The organism is Bacillus sp. RCC_6_1 (genome assembly GCF_041360755.1).
GTDB classification, from domain to species: Bacteria; Bacillota; Bacilli; order Bacillales; family Bacillaceae_G; genus Bacillus_A; species Bacillus_A cereus.
In genome coordinates this window covers 1110013-1128808 of record NZ_JBFUPV010000002.1, presented here as the reverse complement: position 1 = coordinate 1128808, position 18796 = coordinate 1110013, and the positions used below count along the sequence as shown (strand labels likewise).

Sequence of the window (18796 nt, the reverse complement as noted above, 5' to 3'; positions counted from 1 at the left end):
TTTACACACACTTTTTCACATCAATACCCCGAAACCTTATTATGAAGGTAAACAAAAAAAAACAAGCCAGTGACATACTAGCTTGTTTTTACGCTTTTGAAAAACGTTCAAATACAGTCATTAATTCTTCAATTGCTTCGTCACCATTGCCATCTTTAATAGCACCTGAAACACAATGACTTGTATGGCTTTTTAATACACCCATTCCTACTTTTTTCATCGCTGCATTAATCGCTGAAATTTGCACTAAAATATCCACGCAATAACGATCATTTTCAATCATATTTTGAATACCGCGGACCTGTCCTTCAATTCTCTTTAATCTATTTATAATTTGTTCTTTTTCTTTTTCTGATCTATGTGTTACCGCTTCATGCTCTTTATGACCCATATTATCACCTTCTTAAAGTTTCTCTTCATCCAATAAAACAATTGCTTTTACGAGTATACCAATTATAGCATTAATTATCTATGTATGATACCCCATATGAGTATATTTCCGCTTTATGATTATTCTTAACAACGCATTAGCTTCTTAATCTCAATTTTCAGTATACCCTTTCTTTTTTTCAAAAAAATCATTATATCTCTCATCAAAGTTCAATAAAATGAAACAAGAATAAGCGGGGATTACCCGCCCCCGCTTATTCTTTGTCTATAATATTAAAAACTTAATTTTCAGCTATTTAATCCAAGAGTTTTTTCTTTCCATATATGATTATTGCTGATCGCATACTTTTGTATCATTCACTACTGAAGTTCCTTCAACGGTTACCGTATGAAAACAGTCATTTACTCGAACTGTTACAACATTATCTTGCCGGTCAATGATATGATATTCATTAAAATTTTTATTCAGAGCACTGCGAATTTGTTCTCCTTCATAAATTGGGATGCCATGCGATAGAACCCAAATAAGTCCAGCGATAGCAAGAATAGTTTTCATACGATCTACCTCCTTGGGAATATAGTGAACTTTTAATCCATACTTTTTCAGCTCTACAAATCATGATCGGAATAAACCGAGCCTTTTTGGAAATAAGTTCATTTCGTCTATTTTATGTTTATGCTAATTGTGACCGTTTTGTGACAACTTTTTGTCTCTTTAGACGAAAAGTTGAAACAAAACTTTCAAAAAGGACAATTCTACATATCAAAAAAGGTTATGGAATGTTTCATCCATAACCTTTTTTCCTATATGTAACTAATAAATCTCAACCCTTTACTTAAAGACGTCGGCACAACAGATGCATGATTCTCCCCTTCAGCTTCATAAAACTTAAATTTAAGTTTATCGTGGTTTACTTGGAGAAGGCGCTCTGATAATTCATTTGCACCTACAACCATATGCTCTCGTTCTAGTGACCCAACTGTAAGGAACACTCCTGTTTCAAACTTAGCATTGTTTAATTCATTTATAAGGTTCTCTTCTTTTTCAAGTACGGATTTATTATTCCACCATATAGATGGACTACTAATAAAATAATTTTGAAAAGCATTTAAGTTTGTAAATAGTATATGGAGAGCAAATAATCCACCTAAAGAATGCCCAAATAACGTTTGCTTACCTTTATCAATCTCAAAATTCTTTTCAATTTGTGGTTTCAGTTCTTCTTCAATAAAAGTAAAGAAATTATGTGCTCCTCCTGTTTTAGGCCACGGTTTACCGTCTGGTTTTAAAGGGGCATCTTTTGAAATTACGCTAGGCGTAAAATCATAACATCTTTCTTCCCCTGAAAATGCGCCTTCAATTGGATAACCCACTCCTACTATAACAGCTGGTGAAACACCAGTTTTTTCCGCTCTTACTGATTGTATTTTAACTGCTTCATGAAATGTTTGAAAAAAGGCATTGCCATCTAATACGTAAATGACAGGATATCCTGAATCCGGTGCTGGTTGCCTCGGCTTTGAAATATGAATTTGATATTCCTTACCTTCTAATTTTGAATACATTTTCCATTGTTCTGTATTAGATATTATAATCTGCTGTTTTTCAACTGTAGTATTCACCCTATCCCCCCCTTTTTAACTTGTTACATATATTTCGATTTTTTCTTCTTGAGATACAACGCTATCATAACCGAAACAAACAGGAGCCCCGTTATACGGATCAATCATGACACGTGCATCAATATGAAATACTTCTTTTAATACTTCATTTGTAATGATTTCTTCTGGGCTACCAGTTGTAACAATTTCTCCTTCCTTCATTGCAATAATTTCATCTGAAAATCTTGCTGCATGGTTAATATCATGTAATACCATAACAACCGTACAATTATGTTCTTTATTTAACTTCTCCACAATTTGTAATACATCTAATTGATGAGACATATCAAGGTATGTAGTTGGCTCATCTAATAGCAACACTTCTGTCTCTTGTGCTAATGCCATCGCTAGCCATACCTTTTGTCTTTGACCACCTGATAAATTTGCAATTTGTCTCGTTCGAAATTCAGAAATTTTCGTTATATTTAATGCCCAATCAATCATTTCTTTATCTTTTGTCGTTAACTTATTTACGTTATTTCGATGTGGATAGCGTCCATAAGAAATTAATTCTTCCACTTTAAGTTCACCTGGTGCAATTGGAGTTTGCGGGAGTAAAGCTAACTGCTTCGCAATTTCTTTCGTTGAAATTGTATGTAAATCTTGCCCTTGCAAATATACTTTTCCGCTTTTTTGTTTTAAAATTCTTCCCATTGTTTTTAACAATGTCGATTTACCGCAACCGTTTGGACCTATAATTGTCGTTACTTTTCCTTCTTGTATTTCCACATTTAAATCGCGAAACACTGTAAGCTTTTCATAACTTGTTTCTAAATTTTTTGCACTTAAAATACTCACTTTTATTCCTCCTCTTACGCTTTCGCCTTATAAAGTAAATATAAGAAATACGGTACACCGACAATAGAAATAACGATTCCAACTGGTAACTCTACAGGTGTGAAAACTGTTTTTGCAATAAAGTCTGAGGCAATTACAAGAAACATTCCGATTACGCCGCACGTAGGAATTATATACTTATGTTGAATACCGACAAGTCTTTTCGCTATATGCGGTGCCATTAAGCCAATAAAACCGATACTCCCTGAAACAGCAACACATGCACTCACAAGCCCGATACTGCTTAATAATAAAATCGATTTCTCTCTTTCTACTGAAACACCTAAACTTGTAATACTCGTTTCTTCCAATTGGAATAAATCTAATAAATAAGCTTTCTTTTGTATAAGTGGAATTAAGATAATAAGCCATGGTAACATAGCCACAATATACTTCCAGTTCGCACTATATATGCTTCCAGACACCCACACTGCAGCCATCTCGAAATCAGTTGACTTCATTTTGAGTGATAAGTACATAGAAAAAGCTCCAAATCCCGATCCAATTGCAATCCCTGTTAATAAAAGTCGCTGCGAATCTAATTTACCGTTTTTCCAAGAAAACAGATAAATGATGATAGCTGCACCTAATCCACCTACTAAACCAAACATTGGCATCATCATAATAGAAACCCAGTCTGTGCTTTTTAATTGTCCTTGAAAGAAAAACATAAAAATGACAATCGCTGTTCCCGCTCCGGCATTTACTCCTAAAATACCTGGGTCCGCCAATCCATTTCTCGTAATCCCTTGAATAACAGCACCTGCAACACCAAGGCCTAATCCTACTAATCCAGCAATTACGATACGCGGAAGACGAAACTCAAAAATAACTAAATCATGTTCTGGTACTGGATCAATTCTAAAAAGTGTTTTAAATACATCTGTAATCGTAATGTCGAACGTACCATTTGTTAAACTAATATAGATAGCACATAGTATGAAAAATATAATAATCCCCATCGTCATTCCGAAACGTTGACTTGAACTTTTAAGCATGTCTCTCTCCTCCTCTAGTACGGATTAAATAAAGGAAGAAAGGAATTCCAATTAAGGAGGTAACGACTCCAATAGGTGTTTCAAATGGATAGTTTACAAATCTACTCAAAACGTCACATAACGCTAAGAAAACGCCACCAATAACACCTGCACATGGCAAAATCCACTTATAATCTACCCCAATTATAAAGCGGGTAATGTGCGGAATAATTAAACCTACAAAACCAACTTTCCCCACTAAAGCAACTGCTGTTCCTGTTAAAAAAATTACCGATAAAATTGCCATCGCTTTAACTAGTTTTGTACGCTGTCCTAAATTAATAGAAACCTCTTCGCCTAATGAAAGAATGGTAATAGATTTTGATATTAACAATGCTAAGATTATTCCAATTATCCCAAACGGTATCGTGATTTTAATTATATTAGGATCTACTTGATCTAACTTTGCATTAAACCAAAAACTAACATTTTGAGAAATTTGGAAATACGAAGCCATTGCAGCCGATACACTGCTTAAAAATGTTCCAATAACTGTTCCTATAATCGCTAACCTAACTGGTGATAAGCCATTTTGAAGGAGCGAACCAAAACCAAACACGATACCGGCTCCGAGTGCAGAACCAATCATTGAACATATAACCATACCAATTGATGACATTCCTGGAAGAAAAATCATACAAAGTGTAATAACAAAGGCAGCACCATCCGTCACACCCATAATAGAAGGGGATGCAAGATAGTTTCTTGTCATCCCCTGCATAAGTGCTCCTGATATGGCTAGAAATGCTCCGACTAAAAGAGCTGCAACTACCCTTGGTAAACGTGAAGTAATAATAATATTATGATTTACATCACTTGAATCAAAATGAAATAATGCGTTCCACACTGTTTCAGCATCAATACTTTTCGCCCCATACAAAATCGAAAGTATAACTGTAAATAAGATGAGTATGGGTGCTATACATAATATAGTTACTGGTACTGCATTTGTTTTCTGCATATCATTCAACGCACCTTACTTATTGTATTATTTAGATAAATTTTTCACTGCTTCTTTTAAGAAGGCAGTTTTACTCCAAGCAGTACCACCTTGTGCCATTGGATCTACAACGTTTACAAATACTTTCTTTTCCTTCGCAGCATTCATACTTTGCCAAATTGGATTACTTTCAATTTCTTCTAACACTTTTGGATTTTTATTTTCACTTGCCTCATATTGTAAGAAAATATAATCTGGGTTAAGTTCAGCAAGTTTTTCAAATGAAATTTTCTCTTGTGCTTTTACAGTTTTCAATTGTTCTGGAGCAGTTAGTCCAAGATCTTTATAAATTACAGGGTTGAAGTATACTCCTTCTGGATATAGGAATAATTCGTTTGCTCTTAGTCTAATGACAAGTACTTTTTTATCTTTTAACTTATCTCCTAGTTTTGCTTTTGCTTTTTCAGCGTCTGAATTGTAGTCTTTAATAATTTTTTCTGCTTTATCTTTTTTACCAGTTAATTCTCCCATTAACTTTAAGTTATCTTCCCAATTTGTTGAAACGTGTGATACCGGGAATGTAGGAGCTACTTTCGTAAACTTTTCAGCTGTTTCTGCTGGGAATTTCGTACTTGATGTAATCACATCTGGTTTTAATTGTAGTAATGTTTCGAAATTGGGTTGCATTTTCTCACCAACAGATTTCGCACCTTCTAACTCTTTTTCCAGGTATTTTGGTAGTTTACCACCTACAGTAATGGCACCAACTGGTTTAATTCCAAGTACTGCCGCATCTTCCATTGACTCTAAACTAGCTGTCGCAATTTTATCTACTTTTGCTGGCACTGTATATTCTTTACCTAAATATGTAATTTTTCGTTTTTCATCTTTTTTCGTTTCCGTAGCTTTTGTCTGTTGTTTTTGCTCGCCTGAAGTTTTATCCGCACTATTACATGCCGCTAAACCTACACTTAAAACTGTAACCATCCCTAAAGTAAATAATTTCTTGTTCATCTTTATATGTCTCCTCTCAAATTTTCAAACTATATTCTCAATAGAATTTAACTATATGAATCTTATCCCATATATATATTTCATTAGATTAATAATTTTATCCAGAACTCATTCACGTTCACTTCCCCTAGACTATAATTCTTTTACGCCTTCATCACTTGATAATCATTTTCACTGATAATGATTATCGTTACTAAGTATATATTTAATATGAAATTATTTCAAGAATGATTTGAAAAATTTTAACAAACTGAATTAAAAAAAGAAGTATCTCCCTAATATTAGGGAGATACTTCTTTTTTTAGAAATTTATATGTAATTCAACTGGACAATGGTCTGATCCCATCACTTCACTATTAATTTTCGCTTCTGTTATCTGGTCTTTCATTCTTTCCGAAACAACAAAATAATCTAAACGCCATCCGATATTTTCACCTTTGTAATCTTGCTCTTACATTTATGAATACATACATACGCACTTTATTCAGGTTATACTGATTTCAGAGGTGATGTTCTTTGCACAATGAAGGAGTTACATTAACAAATGAGTATTGGCAAGCAATTATTCATAACGATTCTTCCTATGATAGCAAATTCTTTTATGCTGTGAAATCAACTGGAATTTTTTGCAGGCCATCATGCAAATCAAGAATACCGAATAGAAACAATGTACGAATTTTTCATCATGCAGAGCAAGCATTAAGCGAAAACTTTCGCCCGTGCAAACGTTGTAAGCCAAATGGGATCACTTTACCTAATGAAGAGTGGGTAGAACAAATTAAAGACTATATCGAAAAGCATTATGACGAATCCTTAACTCTCGACATGCTTGCGGAAATGTGTCACGGTAGCCCTTTTCATTTACAGCGTACTTTCAAAAGAATAATAGGGCTAACTCCTATAGAATATATACAACAATTCAGGGTTCTTAAAGCAACCAAATACCTTTTACACACAAATCAATCTATTAAAGAAATTAGTACTGCTGTCGGGATAGAAAACCCAGAGTATTTCGCAACTTTATTTAAAAAGAAAACCGGATTTACTCCTACTGAATATCGAAAAAAGAACAAAATGAAAGAGGGATACGATAATGAATTCCTACAAAAATAATTATATATATTGGACGCTACTTACACATAAAAATTGGCGATTTCATATTGCTGCAACTGAAAATGGACTATGTTTCATTGGATCACAAGACGAAAACTTTGAAGAATTAAATATATGGGCTAGAAAAAAACTGCCCCAACATATATTGATTCATAGTCCAGATTACTTGCAAATATATACGCAAGAAGTTATCGAGTATTTAGAAAACAAGCGAGAAACTTTTACATTTCCTATCGATGCTTATGGAACTAATTTTCAATTATCTGTTTGGAATACGGTACGTGAAATTCCTTATGGAAAGACATATTCTTATACAGAAATTGCTGAAAAAATTCAAAAACCTAAAGCTGTGCGCGCCGTTGCTTCTGCTATTGCTGCTAACCCTCTCCTTATTACTATTCCTTGTCACCGTGTTATTGGGAAGAATGGGAAACTAACCGGATTTAGGGGTGGATTAGAAATGAAGAAAAAATTGCTTACATTAGAAAAGTTACAGGTGGAATTCATATGACAGCAGAATATAATAGCGCATTATCTATAGCAGTTCCAAAAGAATTTTGTTTCCAAGAAAATTTACGTTATCTATCACGTTCTAACAATGAATGTATGTTTCATATTGAAGATAACAAAATTTATAAAGTTATCCCTGTTCAAGATGTAAATCCTTTAGTTGAAATTAGTGTGAATACAGATGGCAATATTCAAATACGTTGTTTAGAAGAATCATATACATCTGAAAAATCGATACGTGAAACTGTAGCTAACTATGTAAAAGAATGGTTTGATTTAACTACTGATTTAGCTCCCTTTTATACATTAGCTAAACATGATTTACTCCTTCAAGGACCAATTGAACAATATTATGGCCTTCGTACTTTAGGTATTCCAGACTTATTTGAGGCACTTTCCTGGGGAATTATCGGTCAACAAATTAACTTAACATATGCTTATACGCTAAAAAGAAGATTAGTTGAGCAATTTGGCAGTTATGTAGAATGGGACGGTAGAAAGCATTGGATATTCCCATTACCTGAAACAATTGCAAATCTACATGTAGAAGATCTCCAACAATTAAAAATGACGACTAGAAAATGTGAATATTTAATCGGTATTGCGAAGCTTATTACAGAGAGAAAACTATCAAAAGAGGATTTACTGCAAACACAAGATGTAAAGGTTGCTGAGAAACAATTAACCGCTATCCATGGTATAGGACCATGGACTGCCAACTATGTTTTAATGCGTTGTTTAAGATTTCCTTCAGCTTTTCCAATTGATGATGTTGGTCTGCATAATGCAATTAAATTTATAACAGGCTCCGAAAATAAACCGACTAAAAATGAAATAAAAGATTTCGCGGCAAACTGGGCTAATTGGGAGTCTTATGCGACTTTTTATTTGTGGCGAGTACTATATTAAAAGAACCAAGTAGCACATTCGTACTACTTGGTTCTTTTTTAAGCTTGCTCCTCAAAACGTCTTGCAATTTCCACAATAACTTGAACAGCTTTTTCCATAGTATCTACCGAAACATACTCAAATTTACCGTGATAGTTTTCACCACCAGTGAAAATATTCGGCGTCGGTAATCCCATATATGATAATTGTGATCCATCTGTGCCTCCACGAATCGGATGAATATTTGGTTCAATGTCTAAACTTTTCATTGCTTCATATGCAATATCAACAATTTCTCTTACCGGTTCAATTTTTTCAAGCATGTTATAGTATTGATCATTCATTTCTAAAACGACTGCATCTTCGCCATATTTTTCTTGCATAGTCTTCACAATATTTTTAACGTTATTTTTACGTGCCTCGAAATTTTCACGATCAAAGTCTCGAATAATATAATACGCTTTACTTTGCTCAACATCACCATTTAAAGAAAGTAAATGATAGAATCCCTCATAGCCTTCTGTATATTCTGGCGCCTCTTCTACTGGTAAATACCCGTTAAACTCCATAGCTAGTTTAGTAGCATTGCGCATTTTATTTTTCGCTGTTCCAGGATGTGTATTCGTTCCGTTAAACGTTAACTTAGCACCTGCAGCATTAAAACTTTCATACTCTAAACCACCTAATGGACCTCCATCCATCGTATAAGCGAATGATGCACCAAACGCTTCTACATCAAAATGCGCTGGCCCACGACCAATTTCTTCATCCGGTGTAAATGCTACTCTTATTTTCCCGTGCTTAATTTGCGGATTATGTATTAAATGGTTCATTGCAACCATAATTTCTGTAAGACCAGCTTTATCATCTGCTCCTAGAAGTGTTGTACCATCAGTTGTAATAATGGTATGTCCTTTATATGATGGTAATTCCGGGAACTGCTCTGGTGTTAACACAACATTTAGCTCTTCATTTAACGTAATTGCATTACCATCAAAATTTTCATGAATTTGTGGTTTGACGTTTTTCCCTGTAAAGTCTGTTGCCGTATCTAAGTGGGCTAAAAATCCGATTACAGGAACATCCTTGTCCGTATTAGCTGGAAGTGTTGCCATTACATAGCCATTATCATCCATCGTTACTTCTGTTAAACCAATTTCTTTTAGCTCTTCCACTAATAACTTACCAAACTCAATTTGTCCTGGTGTTGTTGGTACTGTATGGCTTTCTTCATTTGATTGCGTATCAATTTTTACATATCTCGTAAATCTTTCAATAAGTTCTTGTTTCAAGTTCATTCACTCCCTTTTATGTTTCTCCCTCCATTATAATCCTTAAAACGAAATATTTTAACTTTTTTGACTGTGAAGATGTATATTTCATTTACATTGTTAACACTTTTACATACTTTACATAACAAAAAGAAAATTAGTGAACATATTTAAAGTACAGCTTAATACAAATAAATTCACCCTATTTACGACTCTCATCGCAAATAGGGTGTTTCTGTTTTTATCTCGCAATTTAAGAATATATACTACTCATTTACAATAAAAGTATATACATCATCATAAATACAGCCATTTACTTTAATCACATACTTCCCAGGTTTATTAAAACTAATTGTGTATTTATTTAACTGAATTGCTTCTTTATCTCCAGAAAGAATATCAATACTTCTGCCACTTAATACATACAATTCATTTAGATTCATCGTTACATCAATTGTATTGAAATTTTCCACTCTCACTTGCTGTGCTTCCGCAACGCTTACACTTGGTTCTAAAAACAGTAGTCCACTTAATCCAATCGTCCCCGCTAAAGCAACTCCCGCAAACTTTTTAATCTGTTTCATTACAATGACCTCCTTATAGATTTTGTGTAAAGGCAATGTCCCCCTTACACCACAAAGCCTATATGTAATGAAATGAAAAGTAAACGGGGACTGTAAGACAAAATTCTACATCTTTTTCTCCTATTGAATATAAATCCAACGTTTGGAGTTTTGACACATTTAAAATTGTTTCCCTAAACCAATTTCTCCATAATTTATTCAAAGACTGAATAATTACTTATTTATTTAACATTCTAAAAATAGTTGATAAAGATGCTTTCTATTCAAAAAAAAAAGACTTTGCTATAAAAGTAACTTTTACAACAAAATCCATGCAACTAATTTTATTCCTCTTTCCATAATCTCTCCACATTCATTAATTGTTCTTCTTTAAACTCCATCTTATATATATCCGGTTTTGACGTATTCATTAAAAATTCAAAACCATATTGTTTATCAAAATAATTTATCATTAATGTCATGACAAGCCCATGTGTACCAATTACAATTTTGCGTCCTTGAAAATCCAATAAGATTTCTTTTAATACTTTCACTACTCTTCTCTGGCAATCTGCATATGACTCTCCTTCCGTTCGTGCAAAGTCCGGATTAGAGAACATCTTCTGTACAAGTGGATACACCTCTTTGTCTGATATAACCTGATCCTCACTTGAAAACATACACTCTTTAAGATTTTCATATACTACTATTTCTTTTTCATGGAAATTAGCTGACTCCTCTATCGTTAGCATAGCCCGATTATAAGGACTGGAAATAAAAGTATCAATCCTCTCCGCTTTTAATATGTCAGTTACTCTACGGGCATCCATATGTCCCCTCTCAGTTAACCCGCGCATTCTTTCATTTCCTTCTAGTTTTGGTGATTCACCATGTCTAACCATATAAATATATGTGCTCATAATTTCTCCTTAAAATTTTTTATAAAGTGAAACTTTAATTAGCCCTTACTAATCGGGCTTTTACAGGAAAATAGCGAGATAAGTTAATAAATCACGTTCATTTATCCCATTTCAACACTTAGGCGTAATACTACAATACTTTATAAACTGTGCTGATTTGTTCGTCTAATCCATTCTCCTACTAAACTCTCAAATAATTCAGGCTGCTCAATTTGCAAATTATGCCCTGCCATATCTAACACTGCTAATGTTGCCCTTGGATATTCTTCAATAATTTCTATAATATTTTGATAACCTACTGATATATCTTGTCTTCCAGTCAGTAAAAGAACGGGATTTTCATATTTTTCACGCTGAAAATCCATAGTAAGAGAGTAATTCTTTTGCAACCTTTCAATAAATTCATAATTAGCAACATCTAACCCAGGCTTAATTTCTTCTTTAAATCGCTTATATGTATATTCATTTGCTATTACAGCTAACTCACAAAATTCCTCTCTTTCTGTGGAAGTGAGCGTATTTAAAAATTCCTCATCTTGTACAATTACCTGTTTATCTGGAAGAATCCTTTTTTCTGGCTCCGCTACAACAACAGGACATACTAATAGTAATCCGCTAACTCTCTCAAACATCTTTGCAAGTATACCTTTAGCTAAATAGCCTCCATATGATTCTCCTACCAATAAAAATTTTTCAGTAGAAATGATTTCCTCAATAAATGTGATAAGCACTTCTACTATACGATCTGAACTATTTATCCAATTTGGAGCATTCGATTTTCCCATTCCAGGTAAATCAATATATATTCGCTTATAACCTTCATATTTCTGAAATACTGATTCCATACATTTCATCATTAACCTATGGTCAGGGGCACAGCCATGTATGATAATGACTGGTTTACCCTCTCCCACAATTTCATAGTATATTTCTGCATCTTTAATTCGATATATCATAAAAAAGCCTCCCTATTTAGTGGCAATACTATTCCACTCTGTAAGAATACACGTTCTTATTTTATATCCTTTCCCAACATTTTTACAAATGTTAATTTTCAGATTAAAAATAAAAATCTCACCAAAAAAAAGATACTCATCATTTTATATGCAATTTTGCATCTCCACTTACAAATCACTAAAAAAACTTTACAATTCAAAGGATGACTAAATATACAATTTCTATTTAAAGTCTTGATACAGTCTATACTATCAACCGCAATATTTTTTCAACCTTAAGAATACTTACACTCTTTAACACCTTCCTTATAAACATGATTTTTATAAGGAAATCTGATACAATTCTTAAATAATATTATTATGTATAGATATAACGAACATAGTGCATAATTAAAGAAGGTGATTTCATTGAAATTAAATAAAAATTTACAATTATGTATATTAATCGGAACATTAATATGCTATTCAATTTATTTTATGTTTTTCTATCTGTTCCCTACTCATTTTTCAAATTCAGATGTACGCTTCGCTTCACTTGTCGTTGAAGCCATTACATTTGTATCACTGATTTACTCTATATATTCTAAGAAAGTCAGTTCAAATCCGTTTTGGATATGTATTACAATAGCAATTGGTAGTTTTTTATTAGGAAAAATAGTATATACATATCAAGATAGCTTCTTCGAAATTCCAATACATCGTTTTACGGTTTCTGATGTATTTTACATGTTTTTTCTATTTTTCTGTCTTATCGCTTTCTGCTATAAAATCTTAAAGGAATGCAATAAATGGGAAAAAGCGTTCTTTATTTGTGATATATGCATAGTGCTTACTTCCATATTCACATTAGAATGGTATTTATTTAATCAACCAAATTTAAATATATTCGCTCTTTCACTAGGAGATGTTTTCCTTTCATTTTTATACCCAATTGCAGATTTATTATTTCTACTGCTAGGTGTTAGTCTCTTTTTCCGTCCAACAATTTTTAATTCCAAACGGAAAATTTATATCTTTATTTTTGTATTAATAAGTTCTGCAACTTTTAACTATATTTATTTTTACTTAAATAACCACTTATCAACTGAAACTATAATATTATTACGTCTTTTATATAGAATACCTATATTACTTATTGCAATAGCTGGCTCTATTTCAGAAGATCATAATAGCCATAAAAATTATTTCCTTGTAAACCCTATAATAGGAAAAAAAGCTTTAGTTGTATTTCCTTATCTTGCTGTTGCAATACTAATCGGGTTTACATTAAAAGAACAAACATCCTCTTCAACTCTCATTACAGGAAATTGTATTACTTTTATTTTCGTACTCATTCGTCATTCTATCGTACGTATGCAAAACAATTCCTTAACAAAACGTTTGCAGGCATTTAATGCCCAACTAGAAGAAAAAGTTACTTTACGGACGTCTGATTTAGTTCATAAATCAGAGGCTCTTTCTCAAAAACAGCAAAAGTTTAAATCATTATATGAATATCATCCTGACCCTATCTTCACCATTGATTTAAATGGAATATTCTTAAATGTAAATAAGGCTGGGAGTGTACTACTTGGGGCACCAACGGATGAGTTACTAGGTGAAACTTGTTTTTCGATCATTTTAGATGAAGATAAGCATAAGCTAGCATTGGCATTAGAAAAAGTGAAACAACAAGAATCGGCATTCTTACAACTTAGTTCTCAATATAAAGATGGCTTTACTTATTTTTTATACGTTACAATCATTCCTATTATAATAGACGGACAAATTTCAGGAAGCTATATTATGGTGAAAGATATTACTGCACTAAAAAAACAGCAAGAAGAAATAAAATATTTAGCATTCCATGACACTGTAACGAAAATTGGGAACCGTGCCTTTTTCCATAAGAAATTAAAGAGAGTTATAAAAAATGCTAAAATAACAGAAAGCGAGTTTGCATTATTATATTTAGATTTAGATCGCTTTAAAGCAATTAACGATACACTTGGACATTCATCAGGAGATTACATATTAGAAGAAGTAGCAAAGCGATTCCAATCATGTCTTCCATCACATACTCATCTTTCAAGAATCGGTGGCGATGAATTTACAATCATAATTGAAAACTATACTGACGAAGATTACTTATTCCAATTATGTAACCAATTATTTGAATGCATGAAAAAGTCATTTATCATACATGAGCATAAATTAACTTTATCACTGAGTATCGGCATCGCTATTTATCCACATTCCGGAATCGATACCGCTACACTTCTGAAAAACGCTAATGTTGCAATGTATGATGCAAAAGCAAAAGAGCTTAACTCTGTCTCTATTTATGACGATGTAATCGCTAAAAAAATTGAAAGACGATTACGATTAGAAAAAGATTTACCAAACGCACTACAAAATGAAGAATTGTTCCTTTTGTATCAACCTCAAGTTGATAGTGAATCTAATAAAATTATCGGTGCAGAAGCTTTAATTAGGTGGAATCATCCTGAATTAGGTATTATTTCTCCATACGAGTTTATTCCGATTGCAGAAGAAACACTACAAATTATTTCAATAGGAAAATGGACATTAGAGCAGGCTTGCAAGCAAATGAAACGTTGGCACGCACTCGGATATTCACATTTAAAAATAGGTGTAAATTTATCTGCTAAAGAATTTGAACAAGAGGATTTTGTAAAGTCTATTTCTTCTACTTTAACAAATACAGGTTTACCAGCAAGCTCTCTTGATCTTGAATTAACAGAGCGAATTGCAATGATGGATGAGCGAGAAACATTGATAAAACTGCGTACACTAAAAAGTTTAGGGATTCACATTTCTATCGACGATTTTGGTACAGGTTATTCTTCGCTAGCCTACTTACCTTTGTATCCAATTGATACGTTAAAAATCCCGAGAGAATTTATTACAATGTCTGAAACATGTGATGATGGAATGGAAATTATTAAAACGATCATCACATTAGCAAATACATTAGGAATGTCTGTCATTGCTGAAGGTGTAGAAACGAAAGAGCACGTAAATTTCCTTCAAAAAAATAAATGTCAGTTTATTCAAGGTTATTATTACAGTAAACCTATTCATATTCATGCATTTACTGAGCTATTAGAAAACGGCATTCACCGATAGTACATAACTAATTAGAATAAATAATAATGAATTTGAACAAATATAGTAAAAAGGAAAGAAGATACCTTCTTTCCTTTTGTTTTTCTATTTACATTTCTATTACTCCACCACTTCATTTATTATATCTATTATTTGATGAATTCCCTCATCATTTGTTTTCTTATATCCATTCATGTTTTGAATATATTTCTCCTTATTTGTATACAACTTATTTACTGCATATATAAATGTATTCGTACTTACTCTGTCTTGGAGTATAACTTCCGCATATCCTTGCCGTGAAAAATATTCAGCATTTAAAACTTGATCTCCCCTGCTGGAACTGTTAGTTAACGGGATAAGCAACATCGGTTTCTTCAAAAATAACAATTCAGAAATAGCAGTAGAACCCGCTCTGGAAACTACAACACTTGCCATATTTAGTATATGCGGCAACTCGTCGCCTATATATTCAAATTGCATATACCCCTCCATGCCAATAGATGGGTCTACCTTCCCTTTACCACATATATGAATAATATTAAAGTTTAATAGTATTGTATCTAAACATTCCCTTACCATATCATTTATCCACTTAGCACCTTGACTCCCACCCATAATTAATAATACTGGTTTATCTTGCTGAAATTCACAATATCTTCTTCCTCGTAATACGTTACCCTTCTCAATTTCTTCCCTTACAATTGGTCCTACATAAACCTTCTTCTCATTACTTACATTTTCTCCTGTCTGAGGAAATGTTGTGCATAGCTTTGTAGCAAAAGGTAATGCTATTTTATTGGCAAGTCCTAATGTGCTATCTGGTTCACGTATAATTATAGGCACACGATTTAACCATGCTCCTATAGCTACAGGAACTGAAACAAATCCTCCTGCTGAAAAGATAACGTCAGGCTTTGTTTTCTTAATTAATTTATAACTTTGTAAACAACCTCGTATAATTTTAAAAGGATCTTTAAAATTTTCCCAATCCCAATATCTCCTAAGCTTGCCCGTTGAAACACTATTGTATTTAACATTTTGCACTAATGATTTTTCAATTCCATTTTTGGATCCAATATACTCGACTCTCCAGCCTTTCTCTATAAATTTAGGAATTAATACAATATTAATCATAACGTGTCCGGCTGTACCGCCCCCAGTAAAAAGAATCGTTTTGCTCATAACTTATACCCACCTTTATTATTAAAAATCTAGCTTTATATTTACCTTTTAAATGTAAATAAAATTATTATTTTTTATATAAATCTTTAACTCCACCTCTATATCTTGTAAAAGATCTTTAATGAGTTCATAAAAATCATTTCCATACTCACTACACTCGTATTGAGCAAAGATTTGAATCACATATCTAGTTTTCGTCTCTAATGCTGACTTTATTTGTTTAACCCTTTTTTCTTCTACATACGCTTGATATTTATGTATTGCCTCATAAAGACGCAATACATGCGCTTCTTCATCTCTCCAATCCAACGCATCAACAATTGAAAGAAATAGCGTATTTTGATTATCTATTATTTCATAATCATTCATATATTTCTTACACCCTTTTTTGTTTTTCATTGCATGCAGATGTCACTACACTTCGCATACTCAAGTACATCTTTTAATGATTGATGAAATTCAATTTCTGGGATCCAACCTAACCTTTTTATTTCCTCTATTGCTAAACTCTCATTTGAGTCGCTCCCACTTTTCTCTGTTTCCTCTATAAAAAAATTTAGCTGTGTTAATTCTTTATATTGTTCTAGTACATTTAACAAAGATCGTTTTACTCCTGATCCGATATTATATTGTTTTCCATTTATTCCATCTCGTAATAACACATGATACGCTTTGACCGCATCACGTACATCTAGAAAATCTCTACTATCTTTCAAACTGTTTACTTCGATAATAGCTTTACTTCTACCTGATTCTATATCTATCATTTTCTTTGCGAGAATCGAACAAATGCCATTCGATACCCCTGGACCAATTAAATTTGAGGGCTTTGCAATGATAATATTTGAATCCATTAATCCTCCCCAAGCCTCTGCAATAATAACTTGCATCGTTTTACTTAAACTATATGGATTTGAAATTTTTATTTCGTTCATACTATCTGCTTGCAAAGCAGATCCTATAACTAATGTTCTACAATGCGAGGCTTCTTGCTTAATTGCTTCTAATAAATATAATGTTCCTATTACATTAACCTCTATATATTCAAGGGCAGCTGTCCAAGATTCTATAACCGAATTCCTTCCTGCTAAATGCAATACGTAGTCTGGCTTTATTTGTTTCATTACCTTCATTACTTCGCTCTTATTAGTTAAATTACAAGTAATACCATTTCTAATTTTTTCTCCATATGCACGATTTTGAAACATAGGAATTACATGAAAGCCCTGCTGTAAAAAATAGTGGCAAGCATGGCGTCCTGTGAAACCATTTGCACCAGTTATTAAAAGGCTCGCATTTTTTTTCATCGCAAAAACCCTCCTTTTAATAGCATTTGTTTCACCTCATGTTTTCCAAGTAAGTCTTGTTGAGAACTAAAACTCTTCACATCCACTAGCGGATAGCTAGAATAATATTCTTGAAGTCCTTCTATAGGAATAGTCGGTAGTACCACAAAATAATTTTGATCAAAACTTATACTTGTTTTACTCTCTACCTCAGATAGAAGCATTTCACTTAATTTTTCACCCGGTCTTATCCCTACCTCTTTTACCTTAACTTTTTCTTTTCCGGAATATTCAATTAATACTTCTGCTAAATCTGTTATTTTACATGCCGGCATTTTCATAACAAAAATTTCCCCGCCTCTACCTTGAGATACGGCTTTAAATAACAACCCAACAGCATCTTCAACTGTTAAGAAAAATCTAGTCATATTCGCATCGGTAATCCCTACTTCTGAAGATTTTTTAATTTGTTGTTTAAAAAGTGGTACTACACTTCCACTCGTTCCTAAAACATTTCCACCACGAACACAAATGAATTTTGTTTTCTTCGTTTGTATATTCGCATGAACCATTAATTTTTCACCAATTGCTTTTGTCATCCCATACGTATTTGATGGATCAGCTGCTTTATCCGTTGAAACATATATAACTTTTTCAACTTGCATCTGTATAGAGGCTTCAATTACATTTTGCGTACCATGTATATTGGTTTTTATAGCTTCATAAGGATAATACTCACATACTGGAACATGTTTTAAAGCTGCAAGATGGAACACATAATGTACACCTTGGCAAGCATAGACTAGTTGATCTTTATCACGAATATCTCCAATAATAAATTTTAACCTATCATCATTTATAAACTGTTGCTGCATTTCAAACTGAACCGTTTCATTTCTTGAAAAAATTCTAATTTCTTTCGGTGATTTTTCTAATAGTTGTTTTATAAGTTCATGCCCCCACGAACCTGTACCACCAGTAATTAAAATTATTTTATTTAACATTCTTCTTCCTCCTACGAAACATCTCAATTTAAATAATATTTATTGAATTATTTTCAATTGATTCAAATCATAATCGTCGTTTGTTACATTTAATTGACAAAATAAAAAAACA

General features: G+C 32.8%; 19 protein-coding genes and 1 pseudogene. 4 read left to right on the top strand and 16 right to left on the bottom strand.

What is annotated here, in order from left to right; all coding sequences use genetic code 11:
- Positions 1 to 88 precede the first annotated feature (88 nt).
- From AB6801_RS12010 to AB6801_RS11975, 8 genes and pseudogenes are all read right to left on the bottom strand, one after another.
- On the bottom strand, positions 89 to 391 hold the full coding sequence (locus tag AB6801_RS12010) for a metal-sensing transcriptional repressor (protein ID WP_097999673.1): 303 nt from the start codon (positions 389 to 391) through the stop codon (positions 89 to 91).
- 327 nt (positions 392 to 718) lie between these two features.
- Positions 719 to 946 carry a hypothetical protein gene (locus tag AB6801_RS12005; protein WP_000849103.1) on the bottom strand — a complete coding sequence of 76 codons (228 nt, stop codon included), beginning with the start codon at positions 944 to 946 and terminating at the stop codon, positions 719 to 721.
- A gap of 248 nt (positions 947 to 1194) precedes the next feature.
- Positions 1195 to 2013 carry an alpha/beta hydrolase gene (locus AB6801_RS12000; RefSeq protein ID WP_001098697.1) on the bottom strand — a complete coding sequence of 273 codons (819 nt, stop codon included), beginning with the start codon at positions 2011 to 2013 and terminating at the stop codon, positions 1195 to 1197.
- Between the two features lie 15 nt (positions 2014 to 2028).
- Positions 2029 to 2850 (bottom strand): ABC transporter ATP-binding protein, encoded by an 822-nt coding sequence (locus tag AB6801_RS11995; protein WP_097999672.1) that lies wholly within the window; start codon positions 2848 to 2850, stop codon positions 2029 to 2031.
- A 14-nt stretch (positions 2851 to 2864) separates the two neighbouring features.
- Positions 2865 to 3887, bottom strand: a complete 1023-nt coding sequence (locus AB6801_RS11990; RefSeq protein ID WP_000920436.1) for a FecCD family ABC transporter permease — start codon at positions 3885 to 3887, stop codon at positions 2865 to 2867.
- The gene (locus AB6801_RS11985) at positions 3880 to 4887 is read right to left on the bottom strand and encodes a FecCD family ABC transporter permease (RefSeq protein ID WP_001173053.1); all 1008 of its coding nucleotides are present in this window, start codon (positions 4885 to 4887) and stop codon (positions 3880 to 3882) included. Before AB6801_RS11985 ends, AB6801_RS11990 begins: the two co-directional genes overlap by 8 nt.
- A gap of 27 nt (positions 4888 to 4914) precedes the next feature.
- Entirely contained in the window at positions 4915 to 5880 is a 966-nt protein-coding gene (locus tag AB6801_RS11980) for an iron-hydroxamate ABC transporter substrate-binding protein (RefSeq protein WP_001035506.1), read from the bottom strand.
- Between the two features lie 301 nt (positions 5881 to 6181).
- Positions 6182 to 6319: pseudogene (locus AB6801_RS11975) on the bottom strand (exodeoxyribonuclease III); the annotation flags it as partial.
- Positions 6320 to 6396: 77 nt separating this feature from the next.
- Between AB6801_RS11975 and AB6801_RS11970 the strand changes: the two are divergent.
- The 3 genes from AB6801_RS11970 to AB6801_RS11960 are packed head-to-tail and all read left to right on the top strand — an operon-like array spanning position 6397 to position 8412.
- Complete coding sequence (locus tag AB6801_RS11970; protein ID WP_061655409.1) at positions 6397 to 6993, top strand: bifunctional transcriptional activator/DNA repair enzyme AdaA; 597 nt, start codon at positions 6397 to 6399, stop codon at positions 6991 to 6993.
- Positions 6974 to 7504, top strand: a complete 531-nt coding sequence (locus tag AB6801_RS11965) for a methylated-DNA--[protein]-cysteine S-methyltransferase (protein WP_001089838.1) — start codon at positions 6974 to 6976, stop codon at positions 7502 to 7504. Before AB6801_RS11970 ends, AB6801_RS11965 begins: the two co-directional genes overlap by 20 nt.
- Complete coding sequence (locus tag AB6801_RS11960) at positions 7501 to 8412, top strand: DNA glycosylase (protein WP_097995200.1); 912 nt, start codon at positions 7501 to 7503, stop codon at positions 8410 to 8412. The genes AB6801_RS11965 and AB6801_RS11960 overlap by 4 nt, the downstream gene beginning before the upstream one ends.
- Positions 8413 to 8450: 38 nt before the next feature.
- Here AB6801_RS11960 and pepT read toward each other — a convergent pair whose 3' ends face one another.
- The 4 genes from pepT to AB6801_RS11940 all read right to left on the bottom strand — a co-directional run bounded on the left by pepT (position 8451) and on the right by AB6801_RS11940 (position 12101).
- Positions 8451 to 9683 (bottom strand): peptidase T, encoded by a 1233-nt coding sequence (gene pepT, locus AB6801_RS11955; protein WP_000807014.1) that lies wholly within the window; start codon positions 9681 to 9683, stop codon positions 8451 to 8453.
- Positions 9684 to 9928: 245 nt separating this feature from the next.
- Positions 9929 to 10246: a hypothetical protein gene (locus tag AB6801_RS11950; protein ID WP_000809497.1), complete on the bottom strand. Its 318-nt coding sequence runs from the start codon at positions 10244 to 10246 to the stop codon at positions 9929 to 9931.
- A 323-nt stretch (positions 10247 to 10569) separates the two neighbouring features.
- Entirely contained in the window at positions 10570 to 11145 is a 576-nt protein-coding gene (locus AB6801_RS11945) for a histidine phosphatase family protein (protein ID WP_000109177.1), read from the bottom strand.
- A gap of 140 nt (positions 11146 to 11285) precedes the next feature.
- On the bottom strand, positions 11286 to 12101 hold the full coding sequence (locus tag AB6801_RS11940) for an alpha/beta fold hydrolase (RefSeq protein WP_000640336.1): 816 nt from the start codon (positions 12099 to 12101) through the stop codon (positions 11286 to 11288).
- A 408-nt stretch (positions 12102 to 12509) separates the two neighbouring features.
- Between AB6801_RS11940 and AB6801_RS11935 the strand changes: the two genes are divergently transcribed.
- Positions 12510 to 15230, top strand: coding sequence for a putative bifunctional diguanylate cyclase/phosphodiesterase (locus AB6801_RS11935; RefSeq protein ID WP_000773555.1), 2721 nt, complete (start codon positions 12510 to 12512; stop codon positions 15228 to 15230).
- 99 nt (positions 15231 to 15329) lie between these two features.
- Here AB6801_RS11935 and AB6801_RS11930 read toward each other — a convergent pair whose 3' ends face one another.
- The 4 genes from AB6801_RS11930 to AB6801_RS11915 are packed head-to-tail and all read right to left on the bottom strand — an operon-like array spanning position 15330 to position 18684.
- On the bottom strand, positions 15330 to 16394 hold the full coding sequence (locus tag AB6801_RS11930) for an undecaprenyldiphospho-muramoylpentapeptide beta-N-acetylglucosaminyltransferase (RefSeq protein WP_000047556.1): 1065 nt from the start codon (positions 16392 to 16394) through the stop codon (positions 15330 to 15332).
- Between the two features lie 48 nt (positions 16395 to 16442).
- A complete protein-coding gene (locus AB6801_RS11925) occupies positions 16443 to 16793 on the bottom strand; it encodes a DUF6572 domain-containing protein (protein WP_002103505.1) in 351 nt (116 codons plus the stop codon).
- On the bottom strand, positions 16790 to 17701 hold the full coding sequence (locus tag AB6801_RS11920) for an SDR family oxidoreductase (RefSeq protein WP_000739085.1): 912 nt from the start codon (positions 17699 to 17701) through the stop codon (positions 16790 to 16792). Before AB6801_RS11920 ends, AB6801_RS11925 begins: the two co-directional genes overlap by 4 nt.
- A complete protein-coding gene (locus AB6801_RS11915; protein WP_000932589.1) occupies positions 17698 to 18684 on the bottom strand; it encodes a UDP-N-acetylglucosamine 4,6-dehydratase family protein in 987 nt (328 codons plus the stop codon). Before AB6801_RS11915 ends, AB6801_RS11920 begins: the two co-directional genes overlap by 4 nt.
- Positions 18685 to 18796: the final 112 nt, after the last annotated feature.

Bases quoted from the DNA above. Each gene is read 5' to 3' on its own strand.
- AB6801_RS12010 (WP_097999673.1), bottom strand. From the start codon at position 391: ATGGGTCATAAAGAGCATGAAGCGGTAACACATAGATCAGAAAAAGAA.
- AB6801_RS12005 (WP_000849103.1), bottom strand. From the start codon at position 946: ATGAAAACTATTCTTGCTATCGCTGGACTTATTTGGGTTCTATCGCAT.
- AB6801_RS11990 (WP_000920436.1), bottom strand. From the start codon at position 3,887: ATGCTTAAAAGTTCAAGTCAACGTTTCGGAATGACGATGGGGATTATT.
- AB6801_RS11985 (WP_001173053.1), bottom strand. From the start codon at position 4,887: ATGCAGAAAACAAATGCAGTACCAGTAACTATATTATGTATAGCACCC.
- AB6801_RS11980 (WP_001035506.1), bottom strand. From the start codon at position 5,880: ATGAACAAGAAATTATTTACTTTAGGGATGGTTACAGTTTTAAGTGTA.
- AB6801_RS11965 (WP_001089838.1), top strand. From the start codon at position 6,974: ATGAATTCCTACAAAAATAATTATATATATTGGACGCTACTTACACAT.
- AB6801_RS11960 (WP_097995200.1), top strand. From the start codon at position 7,501: ATGACAGCAGAATATAATAGCGCATTATCTATAGCAGTTCCAAAAGAA.
- AB6801_RS11950 (WP_000809497.1), bottom strand. From the start codon at position 10,246: ATGAAACAGATTAAAAAGTTTGCGGGAGTTGCTTTAGCGGGGACGATT.
- AB6801_RS11945 (WP_000109177.1), bottom strand. From the start codon at position 11,145: ATGAGCACATATATTTATATGGTTAGACATGGTGAATCACCAAAACTA.
- AB6801_RS11940 (WP_000640336.1), bottom strand. From the start codon at position 12,101: ATGATATATCGAATTAAAGATGCAGAAATATACTATGAAATTGTGGGA.
- AB6801_RS11930 (WP_000047556.1), bottom strand. From the start codon at position 16,394: ATGAGCAAAACGATTCTTTTTACTGGGGGCGGTACAGCCGGACACGTT.
- AB6801_RS11925 (WP_002103505.1), bottom strand. From the start codon at position 16,793: ATGAAAAACAAAAAAGGGTGTAAGAAATATATGAATGATTATGAAATA.
- AB6801_RS11920 (WP_000739085.1), bottom strand. From the start codon at position 17,701: ATGAAAAAAAATGCGAGCCTTTTAATAACTGGTGCAAATGGTTTCACA.
- AB6801_RS11915 (WP_000932589.1), bottom strand. From the start codon at position 18,684: ATGTTAAATAAAATAATTTTAATTACTGGTGGTACAGGTTCGTGGGGG.